This is a genomic window from Serratia sp. BNK-17 (assembly GCF_048684935.1).
GTDB lineage: Bacteria > Pseudomonadota > Gammaproteobacteria > Enterobacterales > Enterobacteriaceae > Serratia > Serratia nematodiphila.
In genome coordinates this window covers 3,024,577-3,041,822 of record NZ_JBLQTR010000001.1, presented here as the reverse complement: position 1 = coordinate 3,041,822, position 17,246 = coordinate 3,024,577, and the positions used below count along the sequence as shown (strand labels likewise).

Here is a 17,246-nt window from a genome sequence, read left to right as displayed (position 1 = left end):
TTTCCTAATAACATATAGATATACCAATTCTTTACTTCCCTGCCGGTACTGTTAGCGTATGCTTTCGATGTTCCCCACATTTTCATAGAGTTAAAGGACGGGCTATGAGCAAGATATATGAAGACAACTCATTAACAATCGGCCATACGCCGCTGGTTCGTCTGAACCGTATCGGCAACGGACGCATTCTGGCCAAGGTTGAATCACGCAACCCGAGCTTCAGCGTCAAATGCCGCATCGGTGCCAATATGATTTGGGATGCGGAACAACGCGGCGTGCTGACCGCCGGTAAAGAACTGGTGGAGCCGACCAGCGGCAACACCGGCATCGCGCTGGCCTTCGTCGCCGCCGCGCGCGGTTACAAGCTGACGCTGACCATGCCGGAAACCATGAGCATCGAGCGCCGCAAGCTGCTCAAAGCGCTGGGCGCCAACCTGGTGCTGACCGAAGGGGCGAAAGGCATGAAGGGCGCCATCGCCAAGGCGGAAGAGATCGTCGCCACCGATCCGAACCGTTACCTGATCCTGCAACAGTTCAGCAACCCGGCCAACCCGGCGATCCATGAAAAAACCACCGGCCCGGAAATCTGGGAAGACACCGACGGGGAAGTCGACGTGTTCATCTCCGGCGTCGGCACCGGCGGCACGCTGACCGGCGTCAGCCGCTACATCAAAAACACCAAAGGCAAAGCCATCACCACCGTGGCGGTCGAGCCGACCGACTCGCCGGTCATCAGCCAGGCGCTGGCCGGTGAAGAGCTGAAGCCGGGCCCGCACAAGATCCAGGGCATCGGCGCCGGCTTCATTCCGGGCAACCTCGATCTGGATCTGGTGGATCGCGTCGAGAAAGTCTCCAACGACGAAGCCATCAGCATGGCGCGCCGCCTGATGGACGAAGAAGGCATCCTGGCGGGCATCTCCTCCGGCGCAGCGGTCGCGGCGGCGGTGAAACTGGCCGAAGAACCGGCGTTCGCCGACAAGACTATCGTGGTCATCCTGCCCTCTTCCGGCGAACGTTATCTCAGCACCGCGCTGTTCGCCGATCTGTTCACCGAGCAGGAATTGCAGCAGTAATTCCGCCACTGCACAAATCGCTAAAAAAGCACCCTGCAGGGTGCTTTTTTGTGGACTGGATCAAACTTTATAGCAGTCCAAGATTGCTTTTGCCCGTCGCCTTTAGTATTTAACGGTGCATTATTTCGATGCGCAAAATTAATCACTCTCCGAGCCCGGTCGAGGCTGAATCGATTTACTCATCTGTCGCCGACGCGGCGAATCGGGCATAATGGGGAGCGGATTGGAACGACGTCTAAAGCCGAGTTTTTTGATCTGAAGTGCCTAACGCGTCGTTTTCTGTTGCATCAACGTTCGCCCCTGTCCATAGTCAGGCGCTATAACCAGACAAGTTAAAGTCAGCCCCCTGGGCTAAACTTTAACTCCACAACATTAATCCAATAAGTTGGGGAAACATCAATGTTCCAGCAAGAAGTTACTATTACCGCTCCGAATGGTCTGCATACTCGCCCTGCCGCTCAGTTCGTTAAAGAAGCCAAAGGCTTCACGTCTGACATCACCGTGACCTCCAACGGCAAAAGCGCCAGCGCTAAAAGCCTGTTCAAACTGCAAACTCTGGGGCTGACTCAAGGGACCGTAGTGACCATCTCAGCTGAAGGTGAAGACGAGCAGAAAGCCGTTGAGCACTTGGTAAAACTGATGGCAGAGCTTGAGTAATCGGCCCGTCTTTTTAGTTAACACCAGTCAAGAGTAAGGTAGGGTTATGATTTCAGGCATTTTAGTATCACCGGGCATCGCTTTTGGTAAGGCTCTCTTGCTGAAAGAAGACGACATCGTCATCAACCGGAAGAAAATCTCTGCTGATCAAGTAGAGCAGGAAGTCTCACGTTTTCTGGCCGGCCGCGCGAAAGCGTCCGAACAGCTGGAAGCGATCAAGACCAAAGCTGGCGAAACCTTCGGCGAAGAGAAGGAAGCTATCTTCGAAGGCCACATCATGTTGCTGGAAGACGAAGAGCTTGAGCAGGAAATCATAGCCCTAATCAAAGACGATCTGGCCTCCGCAGACGCCGCCGCCTACACCGTGATCGAAGGCCAGGCGAAAGCGTTGGAAGAGCTGGACGACGAATACCTGAAAGAACGCGCCGCCGACGTGCGCGACATCGGCAAGCGCCTGCTGCAAAACATCCTGGGCATGCCGATCGTCGATCTGGGCTCCATTCAGGACGAAGTGATCCTGGTGGCCACCGATCTGACCCCGTCCGAGACCGCACAGCTGAACCTGGACAAAGTGCTGGGCTTCATCACCGACCTCGGCGGCCGTACCTCCCATACCTCCATCATGGCGCGCTCCCTGGAGCTGCCGGCGATCGTCGGCACCAGCGACGTGACCAAGCAGGTGAAAAACGACGACTACCTGATTCTGGACGCGGTTAACAACCAGATTTACGTTAACCCGACCGCTGACGTTATCGATCAGCTGAAAGCCGCCCAGAACCAATACATCACCGAGAAAAACGATCTGGCCAAGCTGAAGGACCTGCCGGCGATTACGCTGGACGGCCATCAGGTTGAAGTCTGCGCCAACATCGGCACCGTGCGCGACGTCGCGGGTGCAGAGCGCAACGGCGCGGAAGGCGTCGGCCTGTATCGTACTGAATTCCTGTTCATGGACCGCGACTCGCTGCCGACCGAAGACGAGCAGTTCCAGGCTTACAAGGCCGTGGCGGAAGCCATGGGCTCGCAGGCGGTGATCGTCCGCACCATGGACATCGGCGGCGACAAAGACCTGCCGTACATGAACCTGCCGAAGGAAGAGAACCCGTTCCTCGGCTGGCGCGCCATCCGCATTGCGATGGACCGCCGTGAAATCCTGCACGCCCAGCTGCGCGCCATCCTGCGCGCCTCGGCGTTCGGCAAACTGCGCATCATGTTCCCGATGATCATCTCCGTGGAAGAAGTGCGCGATCTGAAAGGCGAAATCGAGACGCTGAAGGCGCAACTGCGCGAAGAAGGCAAGGCGTTTGACGAGAGCATCGAAGTGGGCGTGATGGTGGAAACACCGGCTGCGGCGGTCATCGCTCACCACCTGGCGAAAGAAGTCGACTTCTTTAGTATTGGGACAAACGATCTAACCCAGTATACTCTGGCGGTAGATCGCGGCAACGAGCTGATTTCTCATCTCTATAACCCGATGTCCCCATCAGTGCTTGGCCTGATCAAACAGGTTATTGATGCATCTCACGCGGAAGGCAAGTGGACCGGCATGTGCGGCGAACTGGCTGGTGATGAGCGTGCTACACTGTTGTTATTGGGCATGGGGCTGGATGAGTTCAGCATGAGTGCGATTTCAATCCCGCGCATCAAGAAAATTATTCGTAACACGAATTTCGAAGATGTGAAGGCGTTGGCAGCGCAGGCCTTGGCACAGCCAACGGCACAAGACCTGATGAATTGCGTCAATAAATTCATCGAAGAAAAAACGCTCTGCTAAACTTCCACGACACTGGAACGCCGCCCAATTTAATGCTTAGGAGAAGATCATGGGTTTGTTCGATAAACTGAAATCTCTGGTTTCTGATGACAAGAAAGACACGGGCACTATCGAGATCGTCGCTCCCCTTTCTGGCGAAATCGTCAATATCGAAGATGTGCCGGACGTAGTGTTCGCTGAAAAAATCGTTGGCGACGGTATCGCCATCAAACCGGCCGGCAACAAAATGGTTGCTCCGGTTGACGGCACCATCGGCAAGATTTTCGAAACCAACCATGCATTCTCTATCGAATCCGACAGCGGCATTGAGCTGTTCGTCCACTTCGGCATCGATACCGTAGAACTGAAAGGCGAAGGCTTCAAACGCATCGCCGAAGAAGGCCAGCGCGTCAAGAAAGGCGACGTCGTTATCGAGTTCAACCTGCCACTGCTGGAAGAAAAAGCCAAGTCTACCCTGACGCCGGTCGTTATCTCCAACATGGACGAGATCAAAGAGCTGATCAAACTGTCCGGCAGCGTGACCGTTGGCGAAACCCCGATCATCCGCATCAAGAAGTAATCGAAGTTATCGCGAATGAGCAGTAAAAAACGGCGCCCTCGGCGCCGTTTTTTATCCCTTCGGGGTATCCCCATCTCGCTGCGTCATGACGACCAGCGCGGCACGCGCAGAGTGATGATCAGCCCCTCTTTGTCGCCGTTGCGAGCCTCAACCTGGCCGCCGTGCGCCAGCACCACCTTGCGGGTAATCGCCAGCCCCAGGCCGTAGCCCTTGCCCGACAGCGCCGATTTCACGCGTACGAAAGGATCGAAGATGCTCGACAGCTTCGACTCCTCGACACCCGGCCCCTGATCGCTGACGGCGATCTGGAACTGGTTATCGACGCGCGACAGCGCCACCGTCACCCGCTGGCCGTGGCTGGAGAAGCGCAACGCATTGCGCACGACGTTATCCACCGCACGCCGCATCAGCTCCGCATTGCCCTTGACGGTATACTCCACGTCCGATTCGGCCTGCAGCACGATATCCACGCCGGGCACCTGCGCCTCGTAGCGCGCATCGCTCACCACCGCGTCCACCAGACCGTACAGATCGAAATACTCTTCGTCCGGCAAGCTGCTGTGTTCGGTACGCGACAGAGCCAGCAGCTCGCCGATCATTTTGTCCAACCGCCCCGACTCATGTTCGATGCGCTTGAGCGAGGTTTCGACATTGCCGGCATTCTGTCGCGCCAGGCCGATCGCCAGCTGCAGGCGCGCCAACGGTGAACGCAGTTCGTGCGAAACATCGTGCAGCAACTGCTCGCGGGCGCTGACCAGCAGCTCCAGCCGCTCGGCCATGGTATCGAAATCGCGCGCCACGTCGGACAGCTCGTCATGACGCCGCCGCATATTTGGGTACAGCCGCACCGACAGATCGCCCTGCGCCACCCGATCCAGGCCGCCGCGCAGCTGGCGCATCGGCCGGGTCAGGTTCCAGGCCAGCACGGCGCTGAACAGCAAACCGCCCAGCCCGCCGACCCACAGCATCGGTGCTGGAATGTTGAAGAAGTGGGAACGCCGCTCCGGCCGATACTCTTCCCGCAGCCCGCGCACGTTATAACTCAGCCAGTAACCCTGCCCTTCTCCGGTCTGCACCCAGGCGGAAATCTCTTTCGGCATCCGTCGCCCTTCAAACACCGGTTCTTCCGGCTCAGGCGGCGGTTGGGTCATCGGGGTCACCGACAGTAGACGCCGATCGTCCTCCGGCCAGTCACGCGTCAGGGCTTCCAGCGCCGGCATGCCGCCACTGCGCAACAGGGTGGCGGCGGAGGTCAGCTGCAGGCCTATCGCCCGCCGCGCCATGGAATTCTCCGGCGGCACATAGCGGTCGCCATAAAGAGAAAACGCCACCCACAAGGCCTGCGTCATGATGAGGAAGGTCAGCCAAAAGCCGAGCAAAATTTTCCAGAACAGTCTTCCGCGCATGTCTGGTTACCGTATGCGATAGCCGATGCTGCGCACCGTCTCGATGCTCAGCTTACTGCCGGCCAGCGCGCTCAACTTCTGGCGGATATTGCTGATATGCACGTCCACGCTGCGATCATAGGCCTCGCGCGGGCGACCCAGCCCCTTCTCGGACAGTTCGTCCTTCGACACCACGCGGTCCGGCGCGCGCAGCAACAGCTCCAGCAGATTGAATTCCGAAGCCGTCAGATCAAACGCCTTACCGCGCCATTCGCTGCTGCGGGTTGAAGGGTTCAGCGTCAGCTCGCCGAAGCTGATGGCGGCCTCGTCCTCCGCCTCTTGCGGCCGCTCTTCGAAACGGCGCAGCACCGCGCGCAGACGCGCCACCAATTCGCGCGGATAGCATGGCTTGGGCATGTAATCGTCGGCCCCCATCTCCAGGCCAATCACCCGATCGATGTTGTCGCCTTTGGCAGTCAGCATGATGATCGGCAGCCGGCTCTTTTTACGCACGTCGCGCAGCACGTCGATGCCGCTCATGTCCGGCAGCATGATGTCGAGGATCATCGCGGTATAGTCGCCCGACAGCGCGCCCTCTACCCCCGCCTTGCCGGTCAGCACCAGCGTGGCGTCGAAGCCTTCGCCCGTCAGGTATTCGCTCAGCATGGTGCCAAGCTCCAGGTCATCGTCGACCAGTAAAATTTTCATGCCTTGCTCCTTCACCGATTTTCGTTATTTTCCCGCCAATTCCGCCGGCCTGCAGCCGGTTTTACTCAATCCTTACACATCGCTCTTGGCGTCTCGCCACCGTTAGTGTGGCCGCTGTCGCGCGATTTCTCTACTTCAGTCAGGGGATTGGCGCGCGAGCAGGCGATAGCCGCCGCGTCGGCGGGCCGGACAGGCAGTCTGTAACAGGGAGGTGAGAAGGCGTTTCCCGGCGGGACGCGCCGCCGGGAAGGAACGCTCAGTCGAACACGCCGGTGGAGAGGTAACGGTCGCCGCGATCGCAGACGATCGCCACCACCACGCTGCCGGGATTAGCCGCCGCGACGCGCAGGGCGCCGGCCACCGCACCGCCGGAGCTGACGCCGCAGAAAATGCCTTCACGCTGCGCCAGCTGGCGCATGGTCTGCTCGGCATCGCGCTGCTCGATATCCAACACCTGATCCACCAGCTCCGGGCGGAAAATACCCGGCAGGTAAGCGGGCGCCCAACGGCGAATGCCGGGGATGCTGCTGCCTTCCGCCGGCTGCAGGCCAATGATCTGCACCTGCGGATTCTGGCTCTTCAGGTAACCGCCCACGCCGGTAATGGTGCCGGTGGTGCCCATGCTGGAAACGAAGTGCGTGATGCGCCCTTCGGTCTGGCGCCAGATCTCCGGGCCGGTGGTAGTGAAGTGGGCATAGGGATTGTCGAAATTGTTAAACTGATCCAGCACCTTGCCCTGCCCCTGGCGCTGCATCTCCAGCGCCAGATCGCGCGCCCCTTCCATCCCCTGCTCACGGCTGACCAGGATCAGTTCCGCACCGTAGGCGCGCATCGCCGCCTGCCGCTCCAGGCTCATGTTCTCCGGCATCAGCAGCTTCAGCGCATAGCCTTTCAATGCAGCGATCATCGCCAGTGCAATGCCGGTGTTGCCGCTGGTAGCCTCGATCAGCACGTCGCCGGGCTTGATCTCACCGCGCAGCTCCGCCTGCTGGATCATCGCCAACGCGGCGCGATCCTTCACCGATCCCGCCGGATTGTTGCCTTCCAGTTTGACCCATACCTCGCTGCCCGCCTGGGCGGCCAGCCGTTGCAGTTGTACCAGCGGGGTATTCCCGATGCATTGTTCGAGCGTTGTCACGATCTTTGCCTGTCTGTTGGTGTGCGTAAAGTAAAAAGGCAACCCCGGGGTTGCCTTAAAGAAAAGGACTGGCTAAAACCTATCAGGCGCTTTTGGCTAACGCAACAGGTTGCAGCAGTTGATCGCCGGCATACAGCCGCGCATTGAGGCTGCCGACGTAATAACGGCCGCCGCGCACCGGCGTAGCGTTGCCTTCCGGCAGCACCACGCCGATCGGTTCCTGGTGCCAGCCGATCGGCTGCACCGTCAGCTGCCAGAAATGGCCGCGCGGGCTGACTTCCAACACCTGAACCGGCAGTGGGCAGCGCTCGCTGCTCTCGGTCGCCACTTCCATTTCCCACGGGCGCAGGAACAGATCGACGCTGCCCTGGTGCATCGGCTGGAACGACAGCGGCCACTGGTGCGCGCCGACGAACAGCTGGGAGCCGCGAATTTCGCCGTTCAGACGGTTCACTTCCCCCATAAACTCCAGCACGAAGCGGCTGGCCGGCTCGCGCATAATCTCCTCCGGCGAGCCAACCTGTTCGATATTGCCCTGGCTCATCACCACGATGCGATCGGCCACTTCCATCGCCTCTTCCTGATCGTGGGTGACGAACACGCTGGTGAATTTCAGCTCTTCATGCAGCTGACGTAGCCAGCGGCGCAGCTCTTTGCGCACCTGCGCATCCAGCGCGCCGAACGGTTCATCCAGCAGCAGAATCTGCGGTTCCACCGCCAGGGCGCGCGCCAGCGCCACGCGCTGTTTCTGGCCGCCGGACAGCTGCGACGGGTAGCGATTGGCTAAATGGCCAAGCTGCACCATGTCCAGCAACTGAGTGACTTTCTGTTTGATCGCCGCGGCATTCGGCCGCTCGCGGCGCGGCAGCACGGTCAGGCCGAAGGCGATATTGTCGAACACCGTCATGTGGCGGAACAGCGCATAGTGCTGAAATACGAAGCCCACGCGCCTGTCGCGCGCGTGCATGTGGCTGACGTCGGTGCCGTGGAAGCCCAGCTTGCCGCCGCTCTGGCTTTCCAGCCCGGCGATGATGCGCAGCAGCGTGGTCTTGCCGGAGCCGGACGGCCCGAGCAGCGCCACCATCTCGCCGGAAGCAATATCGAGCGAGATATCGTTCAATACCTTGGTGCGACCGAAGTACTTGTTGATGCCGTTAATCTCAATGCTCATGATTTTCCTCCCGCTCGAGACGCGCGTTTTGACGTTCCAGACGCCACTGCAGCGCGCTCTTCAAAAATAGGGTAACGATCGCCATCAGGGTCAACAGGGCGGCGGCGGTAAAGGCCCCGACGGTGTTGTAATCCTGCTGCAACAGCTCGACCTGCAGCGGCAGGCTGTAGGTTTCGCCGCGAATCGAACCGGATACCACCGACACCGCGCCGAACTCGCCGATGGCGCGCGCGTTGGTCAGCACCACGCCGTACAGCAGCGCCCAGCGAATGTTGGGCAGCGTCACGCGGCGGAACATCTGCCAACCGGACGCCCCCAGCAGAATGGCGGCCTCGTCTTCCTGGCTGCCCTGGCTGAGCATCATCGGCACCAGCTCGCGCACCACGAAGGGACAGGTGACGAAAATGGTCACCAGCACCATGCCCGGCCAGGAGAACATGATCTGGATGTTATGCGCATCCAGCCAGCCGCCCAGCAGGCCGTTGCTGCCATAAAACAGCAGATAAATCAGCCCCGCCACCACCGGTGAAACGGCGAACGGGATATCGATCAACGTCAGCAGCAGCTGGCGGCCGGGGAAGGTGAAACGCGTCACCAGCCACGCCAGCAACGTGCCGAACACCAGGTTGAACGGCACGGTGATCAGCGCGATCAAGACCGTCAGCCAGATGGCGTGCAGCATGTCCGGATCGAGCAAGTTGCTCCACATCGCGCCGAACCCTTTGGAGAAGGCCTCGGCGAAAATCGACATCATCGGCACCACCAGCAGCAGCACCGAAAACAGCGTGCCGATGGCGATCAACGTCCACTTGCCCCAGTTGACGCGCGGGCGCTCGGCGCCGTTGAAGGCGGAAATATCAGCCATCAGTGCCCTCCTCCCAAACGTCTGCCGAAGCGGCTTTGCAAGACGTTAATGCTGAACAGCAGCAGCAGCGACGCCGCCAGGATCACCGAGGCGATGGCGCTGGCCGCCGGGTAATCGAACTCCTGCAAACGCACAAAAATCATCAGCGAGGTCACTTCCGTCTTCCAGGCGATATTGCCGGCGATGAAAATCACCGCGCCAAACTCGCCCAGGCTGCGGGTAAAGGAAATGGCGGTGCCGGCCAGCAGCGCCGGCGCCACCTCAGGCAACACCACGCGGCGAAAGCTCTGCCAACGCGTGGCGCCCAGCGTCTCGGCCGCCTCTTCGTATTCCGGCCCCAGCTCTTCCAAAACCGGCTGCACGGTGCGCACCACAAACGGCAGGCTGGTGAACGCCATCGCCACCGCGATCCCAAGCCAGGTGAAGGTGACCTTAATGTCAAAGTGCGCCAGCCACTGCCCGTACCAGCCAGTGGTGGAAAACAGACCGGCCAGCGTCAGGCCGGCCACCGCCGTCGGCAGCGCGAACGGCAGATCGATCAGGCCGTCCAGCAGCGAACGGCCGGGAAAACGGTAGCGCGTCAGGATCCAGGCCATCAGCATGCCGAACACCGCGTTGAACAGGCTGGCGACGCCGGCGGCCAGCAGCGTCACTTTGTACGCCGCCACCACCTGCGGGTTGGAAATCACTTCCCAGTACTGCGCCAGGCTCATCTGCGCCAGCTGCATCACCAGCGCACTGAGCGGCAGCAGCAGGATCAAACAGGTATAAAACAGGCTGCTGCCGAGGCTGAGGCCAAATCCGGGCAGCACCCGTTTACTGGACGACAACGCCAACATTTACTTGCGCCCTGCCGCTAACAGCTGATCCAACTCGCTGCCGGTGGCGAAGTGAGTTTTCATCACCTGCGGCCAGCCGCCGAACTGGTCTTCCACCCGGAACAGTTGGGTGTCCGGGAATTGCCCCTTCGCCGCCGCCATCGCTTTCTGGTCATAGACGCGGTAGTAGAAGCTGGTGATCACCTGCTGCGCCGCCGGGCTGTAGAGGTAGTTCAGATAGGCTTTGGCCGCCTGCTCGGTGCCGTTGCGCTCTACGTTTTTGTCGACCCAGGCCACCGGGAACTCCGCCAGAATATCGACCGGCGGCACGATCACTTCGTACTTGTCTTCACCGTATTGCTTGCGGATGTTGTTCACTTCGGACTCGAAGCTGATCAGCACGTCGCCCAAACCGCGCTCGACGAAGGTGGTGGTCGCGCCGCGACCGCCGGTATCGAACACCAGCACGTTTTTCAGGAAGCGGGTCATGAAGGCGCGGGTCTTGGTCGCATCGTTGCCGTCAGCCTGGCTGGCGGCGCCCCAGGCGGCCAGATAGGTGTAACGGCCGTTGCCGGAGGTTTTCGGGTTCGGGAACACCAGCTTCACGTCGTCACGCACCAAATCGTTCCAGGTGTGGATGCCCTTCGGGTTGTCCTTGCGCACCAAAAACGCCATGGTGGAATAGAACGGCGAGCTGTTGTTCGGCAGGCGCGCCTGCCAGTCCGCCGGGATCAGCTGCCCGCGATCGTGCAGGATCTGCACGTCTGTGACCTGGTTGTAGGTCACCACGTCGGCCCGCAGGCCCTGCAGGATCGCCAGCGCCTGCTTCGACGAGCCGGCGTGCGATTGTTTGATGGTCAGCTTGTCATTCGGATGCTGTTGATTCCACTGCTGTTCAAAGCCGGGATTCAGCGCGACGAACAATTCACGGGAAACGTCATAAGAGCTGTTCAGCAATTCCGCCGCCGACGCGGCGCCGCTCGCCAACAGCGCAGCCGCCAGCCAACCTTTCAGCACGAGATTTTTAACCCGGTTTTGTTTCATTCTGCACCTTATCACTGAGTCATTCCTTCAGGCTTTCGCCTTATTGACGACCAGTGTATTTATAACTCGGTGCGGAGCTGTAACGCTTTTATATACCGTTTAGTGATTTACAAGCATCAAACGCTATAAGGCAGGAAATACGAGGCGTTTTGAGGCGGGAAAACAGACCGAAGCCGGACGCACCGGCTTCGGCGACGGCGTCAAAGTGACAGCAGGCGCGTCAGCGATGGCGCAAAATAGTAGCTGCCGGTCACCGCACGGCTGAAGCGCAACATCGCGTCACGTTTGCCGTCCAGATCGCCGAACATGCTCAGCAGCTGCTGCTCGATATTGTGCAAGCGCGCACAATAGGCGATGAAGAACAGGCCGTGCTTGCCGCTGGCGGTGCCGTAAGGCAGGCTCTGGCGCAAAATTTTCAGGCCCTTGCCGTTCTCTTTCAGATCGACGCGGCTGACGTGCGAGGTATCCGGGCGCTGATCGGCCGGCAGCTCTTCGCTGTCGTGCTTGGTGCGGCCGATGATCTGCTCCTGCTGTTCGGTGGTAAAGCGCTGCCACTGGCGCAGGTTGTGCTCGTAGCGTTGCACCAGCACATAGCTGCCGCCGGCGTCCTCTTCGCCTTCGGCGATCGTCGCCACTGCCGGGCGCTGGTCGCCCTGCGGGTTTTCGGTGCCGTCGATGAAGCCGCTCAGATCGCGCTCTTCCACCCAGCGGAAGCCGTGGGTTTCTTCTTCAATCTTGATGACATTGCCGAACGCCGCCAGCGCCGCCTGCGCCAGCGTGAAGTTGACGTCATGACGCAGCGACTGGATGTGGATCAGCATATCGCGCTGGGTGGCCGGCGCCAGCCCTTTGCCGAGCGGCGTGAACGGCTTCAACTCTTTCGCGCCCTGGCCGCTGGAGAGATCGTGCCAAACGTCGTAACCGAAAGCGATCACCGCGCCGAGGCGCACATCGGGGAACTGCTGCTGCAGCTCGCTCAGGGTCTGACAAAACTGCTTGCAGCCCTGGCGCAAGTCGGCGAATTCGCCCTGTACGCTGGCTTCCATAAAAATGGCGAAACGGCAGTGCTCCAGCAGAATGCCGCTCTGAACCTGTGTCATGTTGTTATCCTCAATACCAAAACCAGGCAACAGGTATGGCGGTTGACGCGCGGGTTCCCTGTTACAAACGCGCGCTATCATACCGCAAGCGCGGACGATTGCCTTGCAGCAGCGCAAAGAAAATAGGGGTAATGGGCAGGCGCCGCGAACCGGCGCCCGTTGAACACGTTACTGCTGCGGCTTGGCGTGCCAGATGATTTTGCTGACCGTCCAGCTTTTCAGGGTGTCGTCCGGCGGAATGATATCCTGCGCCCCGGCCCACTTGCCGCTGAAGATGTAGGTGACGTACTTGCTCTGCTCCGCCACGCACTCCACTTTACCGGCGTCTTCGCCGCTGCCCGGCTTACAGGAGCCGAACGCCTTGCTGTACATATCGCCGAACGGCGTGCCGAGCTTGTTGCCCCACTCCGTCGCCACTTTCGGATCCAGCACGTCCACGCGCTGCAGGCGCCCTTTCGGTTCGCCGGTGATCACCAGTTTCACTTCGTCGCCGGACAGCGCCTGGTAATAAGAGACGATCTGGCCGTTGTTGGTCGCCATGCCGCCGCGCAGGCGGTAGTTGCCGTCCAGCCCGTCATTGATGGCGCTTTCCGACATCGGCGTGCCGGCGTTGAGCTTGCCGACGCCCTTGGCGCCGACCTCCAGGCTGCTGCCGAACCAGTTGAACGGCGACAGGCTGGACCAGGAGAAATTGGACATGCTCGAACAGCCGGTCAGTAACAGCGGAAGCCCTAACAACAGGGGGCGAATATTCATCTCTAGCTCCTTAGACATCAATGGCACGGCGCGGTAGCCCGCGCCTGCCGCACTCGGCGTTTTGCTGCATGCCAGCCTCTCACAACGGCCCGCACTACGCCAACGGTTGCCAGCTTGGAGTGCGGAAAATGCGAAAAGTGCCGCACTTCTCGGCAATTAGTCGGCGTGCTCCGCCGGCGCGAAACAGGCTTTCAGGCGCGCATTCAGCAGCAGATAGCTCAGCGCCAGCGCGTCGAGCAACACCAACGCCAGCTCCAGCCCCGGCGCATCGCCGTCCTGGCGCCACAGGCTGAACAGCGAGCCGCCGAGCGACGCCAGCAGCGAGACAGCCAGCCCCCAGCGCCAGCCGCGCCACAGTCGCGGCCATTGGTGGCGACGGCCGCTCAGCAAAAACGCCAGCGCCGCCGGCAGGCCGAGCAGCATGCCGTACCAAAAACGTTGGGTATCCGGATAAAACAGCGCCAACAGGCTTTCGCCCTGCTCACGTGAAGCGCCGGCCATCACGAACAACAGCCAGGTGCGCGCCTGCAAAATCAGCACGGCCCAAAATCCCAGCGGCAGCCGCAGCGCGCCATGCTGGTCGTAATCGTCCGGGGAAAACCGGGGGAGAATGGCTTCAACGCTCGTTCCTTGCCACAGAATAAAGACTATGGCTACAGATGGGCGCCGCCAGCGAGAATTTCAATGCGTCGGCTTAAGAAGCTCTTAAGATCGGCGTGTTTTAATCCTTATCACCAAGCAAGCACCCGATATCAGCGGGATGTGATTTTCGATAACGATAAGGAAGCGCAACATGAAAAAACTGACTCTGGCCGCTCTGATCGCGCTGTGCAGCGCACCGGTACTGGCGCAACAAGGCGGGTTCCTCGATCCGGCCGCGCCGCAGGCGCAAACGCAACCCGCTCCGCAGGGCGGTTTCTCCGGCCCCAGCGCGGCGCTGACCACCGTGGACAAGGTGAAATCGCTGAGCGACGACACCTGGGTGATGCTGCAGGGCAACATCGAGCAGCGCATCGGCGACGATACCTACACCTTCCGCGACGCCACCGGCACCCTGACGGTCGAGATCGATCGCAAGCGCTGGAACGGCCAAACCGTCACACCGAAAGACAAGGTGCAGTTGGAAGGGAAAGTGGATAAAGACTGGAGCAGCGTGGAAGTGGACGTAAAAACCGTCAAAAAGCTGCCGTAATGCGCTGCGGCGGGCGGGCTATACCGCCGTCCGCCGCTCGATCAATATTCCTGATCTTCGATCAGCCGCTTGCCCAGGCTGGTGATGCCCTGGATTTCGTAGCCGAGCTTCTCGTACATCTCAACCACCGTGTCGTTGTCTTCGCGCACCATGATCTGGATCTTCGGGCAGCCGCGGGCGATCAGCTTCTTCTCCAGACGGTTGATCAACGCATTGGCGATGCCGCGCCCGCGATAGTCGGGATGCACCCCGAGGTAATACGCCGAGCCGCGGTGGCCGTCATAGCCGCCCATCACCGAACCGACCACTTCGCCGCCAACCTCCGCCACCAGGAACAGCTCCGGATCGTGGTTCAGCTTGCGCTCGATGTCCATTTCCGGATCGTTCCAGGGCCGCAGCAGATCGCAGCGCTCCCACAGGGTAATGACTTCTTCAAAGTCGTCTTGTCGAAATACGCGAATTTCCATCGATGTTGGCCGCTGTTAATTAAGGTGTTTATCTGATTATCGCGTGATTATTCACTTACGCAATATCAAACTGCGATTTAGCGCGCTATTTGCCCAGGAATCGCCGGTAACAAGCGTAATAAATGGAAATAGTTATCGGGTCGATTAATGATTATCAATACGATATAACGTCGCAAAATACAAACGTCGACGGAGCGTTGCGTCATGAAAAAGCAGGGTAAACCCTTCCTCAATTTTAAGCCGCTTGCCGTTTCCCCGACGCGACGCCAACTTTTGCTTTCCGGCCTGGCGGTGGCGCTGTTCGGCGTGAAAAGCCAAAACGCCAAGGCGGAAGGCCTGCTGCGCAATCAGCACAGCAAACCGGCGGCGAAACCGGCCGGCGGCAAAAAGCGGGTGATGATCGATCCCGGCCACGGCGGCATCGACTCCGGCGCGGTCGGCCATGAAGGCTCGCAGGAAAAACACATCGTGCTGGAAATCGCCAACCACGTGCGCCGTTTCCTGCATGAGCACGATCACGTCGAGGCGCGCCTGACGCGCGAAGAAGACGAATTCATTCCGCTGTTCCAGCGGGTGGAGATCGCCCACCAGCACCAGGCCGATCTGTTCATTTCGATTCACGCCGACGGTTTCACCAGCCCGTCGGCCTCCGGCGCTTCGGTGTTCGCCCTCTCCAACCGCGGCGCCAGCAGCGCCATGGCGCGCTACCTGTCCAACCGTGAAAACGCCGCGGACGACGTGGCGGGCGGCAAGTACAAGGATCAGGACAACTACCTGCAGCAGGTGCTGTTCGATCTGGTGCAAACCGACACCATCAACAACAGCCTGACGCTCGGCCGCCACGTGCTCGGCCAAATTCGCCCGGTGCACCATCTGCACAGCGACAGCACCGAACAGGCGGCGTTCGCGGTGCTGAAATCCCCGTCCATCCCCTCGGTGCTGGTGGAAACCTCGTTCATCACCAACCCGAACGAAGAGCGGCTGCTGGGCACCACCGCGTTTCGCGAGAAAATCGCCCGCGCCATCGCGGACGGCATCATCAACTTCTTCGACTATTTCGACGCACACCAACGCAAACCCCGCTGATGCCGCGGGCGGCGAATAAGAGTATACTCAGCGCCTTGTTCAGCCAGACGCTATAAAGACCCCGCATGAGTTTACCTAACATCGCTGAAGTAAAATCCTTCCTGCTGGCGCTGCAGGATCACATCTGCGCGCAGCTCGCCCAGGCCGACGGCGGCGCCGTGTTCACCGAAGACCAATGGACGCGTGAAGAAGGCGGCGGCGGCCGCAGCCGCGTGCTGACCAACGGCGCGGTGTTCGAACAGGCGGGGGTCAACTTCTCGCACGTCTCCGGCGCCACTCTGCCGGCCTCGGCGACCGCGCACCGTCCGGAACTGGCCGGGCGCAGCTTCCAGGCGATGGGCGTCTCGTTGGTTATCCACCCGCTCAGCCCCTACGTGCCCACCAGCCACGCCAACGTGCGCTTCTTCATCGCCGAAAAACCGGGCGAGGCGCCGGTGTGGTGGTTCGGCGGCGGTTTTGACCTGACGCCGTTCTACGGTTTCGCAGAGGATGCCGTGCACTGGCACCGCACCGCGGCCGAGCTGTGCGCGCCGTTCGGCGACGAGGTCTACCCGAAATACAAGCAATGGTGCGACGATTACTTCTTCATCAAGCACCGCAACGAAGCGCGCGGCATCGGCGGCCTGTTCTACGACGATCTGAACACCCCGGATTTCGACCATTGTTTCGCCTTCACCCGCGCGGTGGGCCAGGGCTTCCTCGACGCCTACCTGCCGATCGTCGAAAAACGCAAGGCCTTGACCTGGGGCGAGCGCGAGCGCCAGTTCCAGCTGTATCGCCGCGGCCGCTATGTGGAATTCAACCTGGTGTGGGATCGCGGCACGCTGTTCGGGCTGCAAACCGGCGGCCGCACCGAGTCCATCCTGATGTCGATGCCGCCGTTGGTGCGTTGGGAATATAACTACCAGCCGGAGGCCGACAGCCCGGAAGCGGCGCTGACGCGCGATTTCCTGCCGGTGCGCGACTGGCTGCAGGAGCCGAAATGATGCAGATTTGGGTCGATGCGGACGCCTGTCCGAACGTGATCAAAGAGGTGCTGTTCCGCGCCGCCGATCGCACCGCCATCACCGTCACGCTGGTGGCGAACCAGCCATTGCGCACGCCGCCGTCGAAGTACATCCGTTCGCTGCAGGTGGCGGCCGGTTTCGACGTGGCCGATAACGAGATCGTGCGCCGCTGCGAAGCGGGCGATCTGGTGATCACCGCCGACATCCCGCTGGCGGCGGAGGTGATAGAGAAAGGCGCGGTGGCGCTGAACCCGCGCGGCGAGCGCTATACGCCGGACACCATCCGCGAGCGCCTCAACATGCGCGATTTTATGGATACTCTGCGCGCCAGCGGCATTCAGACCGGCGGCCCGAACGCCCTGAACCAGCGCGACCGCCAGCAGTTCGCCAACGAGCTGGACAAATGGCTGCTGCAGGCGAAACGGGCGCAGTGACTGCGCCCTGCT

At 60.5% G+C, this 17,246-nt stretch carries 19 protein-coding genes; 8 read left to right on the top strand and 11 right to left on the bottom strand.

Going from position 1 to position 17,246, the window contains the following annotated elements:
- Positions 1-104 precede the first annotated feature (104 nt).
- From cysK to crr, 4 genes are all read left to right on the top strand, one after another.
- Positions 105-1,073, top strand: a complete 969-nt coding sequence (gene cysK, locus ACMGF7_RS14410; protein ID WP_004936453.1) for a cysteine synthase A — start codon at positions 105-107, stop codon at positions 1,071-1,073.
- A 399-nt stretch (positions 1,074-1,472) separates the two neighbouring features.
- On the top strand, positions 1,473-1,730 hold the full coding sequence (ptsH, locus tag ACMGF7_RS14405; protein ID WP_004936458.1) for a phosphocarrier protein Hpr: 258 nt from the start codon (positions 1,473-1,475) through the stop codon (positions 1,728-1,730).
- Positions 1,731-1,776: 46 nt separating this feature from the next.
- Positions 1,777-3,504, top strand: coding sequence for a phosphoenolpyruvate-protein phosphotransferase PtsI (ptsI, locus tag ACMGF7_RS14400; protein WP_004936461.1), 1,728 nt, complete (start codon positions 1,777-1,779; stop codon positions 3,502-3,504).
- 49 nt (positions 3,505-3,553) lie between these two features.
- Complete coding sequence (gene crr, locus ACMGF7_RS14395; RefSeq protein WP_004936467.1) at positions 3,554-4,063, top strand: PTS glucose transporter subunit IIA; 510 nt, start codon at positions 3,554-3,556, stop codon at positions 4,061-4,063.
- Between the two features lie 83 nt (positions 4,064-4,146).
- Here crr and ACMGF7_RS14390 read toward each other — a convergent pair whose 3' ends face one another.
- From ACMGF7_RS14390 to ACMGF7_RS14345, 10 genes are all read right to left on the bottom strand, one after another.
- Positions 4,147-5,469: an ATP-binding protein gene (locus ACMGF7_RS14390; protein ID WP_342135132.1), complete on the bottom strand. Its 1,323-nt coding sequence runs from the start codon at positions 5,467-5,469 to the stop codon at positions 4,147-4,149.
- Between the two features lie 6 nt (positions 5,470-5,475).
- Positions 5,476-6,156, bottom strand: a complete 681-nt coding sequence (locus ACMGF7_RS14385) for a response regulator transcription factor (protein ID WP_021505622.1) — start codon at positions 6,154-6,156, stop codon at positions 5,476-5,478.
- 256 nt (positions 6,157-6,412) lie between these two features.
- Complete coding sequence (cysM, locus tag ACMGF7_RS14380) at positions 6,413-7,294, bottom strand: cysteine synthase CysM (RefSeq protein WP_004936477.1); 882 nt, start codon at positions 7,292-7,294, stop codon at positions 6,413-6,415.
- An 82-nt stretch (positions 7,295-7,376) separates the two neighbouring features.
- Complete coding sequence (gene cysA / locus ACMGF7_RS14375; protein ID WP_049243150.1) at positions 7,377-8,465, bottom strand: sulfate/thiosulfate ABC transporter ATP-binding protein CysA; 1,089 nt, start codon at positions 8,463-8,465, stop codon at positions 7,377-7,379.
- A complete protein-coding gene (cysW, locus tag ACMGF7_RS14370; protein WP_049243148.1) occupies positions 8,455-9,330 on the bottom strand; it encodes a sulfate/thiosulfate ABC transporter permease CysW in 876 nt (291 codons plus the stop codon). Before cysW ends, cysA begins: the two co-directional genes overlap by 11 nt.
- The gene (cysT, locus tag ACMGF7_RS14365; protein WP_004936486.1) at positions 9,330-10,169 is read right to left on the bottom strand and encodes a sulfate/thiosulfate ABC transporter permease CysT; all 840 of its coding nucleotides are present in this window, start codon (positions 10,167-10,169) and stop codon (positions 9,330-9,332) included. Before cysT ends, cysW begins: the two co-directional genes overlap by 1 nt.
- Positions 10,170-11,192 (bottom strand): sulfate ABC transporter substrate-binding protein, encoded by a 1,023-nt coding sequence (locus ACMGF7_RS14360; protein WP_273875529.1) that lies wholly within the window; start codon positions 11,190-11,192, stop codon positions 10,170-10,172.
- Between the two features lie 200 nt (positions 11,193-11,392).
- A complete protein-coding gene (locus tag ACMGF7_RS14355) occupies positions 11,393-12,292 on the bottom strand; it encodes a Dyp-type peroxidase (RefSeq protein ID WP_164095975.1) in 900 nt (299 codons plus the stop codon).
- Between the two features lie 168 nt (positions 12,293-12,460).
- The gene (locus ACMGF7_RS14350) at positions 12,461-13,048 is read right to left on the bottom strand and encodes an RpoE-regulated lipoprotein (RefSeq protein WP_004936494.1); all 588 of its coding nucleotides are present in this window, start codon (positions 13,046-13,048) and stop codon (positions 12,461-12,463) included.
- A 156-nt stretch (positions 13,049-13,204) separates the two neighbouring features.
- Complete coding sequence (locus ACMGF7_RS14345) at positions 13,205-13,660, bottom strand: DUF2919 domain-containing protein (RefSeq protein ID WP_420286763.1); 456 nt, start codon at positions 13,658-13,660, stop codon at positions 13,205-13,207.
- Between the two features lie 181 nt (positions 13,661-13,841).
- Between ACMGF7_RS14345 and ACMGF7_RS14340 the strand changes: the two genes are divergently transcribed.
- The gene (locus ACMGF7_RS14340) at positions 13,842-14,240 is read left to right on the top strand and encodes a YgiW/YdeI family stress tolerance OB fold protein (protein WP_004936500.1); all 399 of its coding nucleotides are present in this window, start codon (positions 13,842-13,844) and stop codon (positions 14,238-14,240) included.
- 41 nt (positions 14,241-14,281) lie between these two features.
- On the opposite strand, the gene ACMGF7_RS14335 is transcribed toward ACMGF7_RS14340, so the two are convergent.
- Complete coding sequence (locus ACMGF7_RS14335; RefSeq protein ID WP_004936504.1) at positions 14,282-14,707, bottom strand: GNAT family acetyltransferase; 426 nt, start codon at positions 14,705-14,707, stop codon at positions 14,282-14,284.
- A gap of 204 nt (positions 14,708-14,911) precedes the next feature.
- On the opposite strand from ACMGF7_RS14335, the gene amiA reads away from it, so the two are divergent.
- The 3 genes from amiA (at position 14,912) to ACMGF7_RS14320 (ending at position 17,234) form a co-directional block, all read left to right on the top strand.
- The gene (gene amiA / locus ACMGF7_RS14330; protein WP_021505629.1) at positions 14,912-15,793 is read left to right on the top strand and encodes an N-acetylmuramoyl-L-alanine amidase AmiA; all 882 of its coding nucleotides are present in this window, start codon (positions 14,912-14,914) and stop codon (positions 15,791-15,793) included.
- A 65-nt stretch (positions 15,794-15,858) separates the two neighbouring features.
- Positions 15,859-16,779: an oxygen-dependent coproporphyrinogen oxidase gene (gene hemF / locus ACMGF7_RS14325; protein WP_015378680.1), complete on the top strand. Its 921-nt coding sequence runs from the start codon at positions 15,859-15,861 to the stop codon at positions 16,777-16,779.
- Entirely contained in the window at positions 16,779-17,234 is a 456-nt protein-coding gene (locus ACMGF7_RS14320) for a YaiI/YqxD family protein (protein ID WP_004936514.1), read from the top strand. The genes hemF and ACMGF7_RS14320 overlap by 1 nt, the downstream gene beginning before the upstream one ends.
- Positions 17,235-17,246 lie beyond the last annotated feature (12 nt).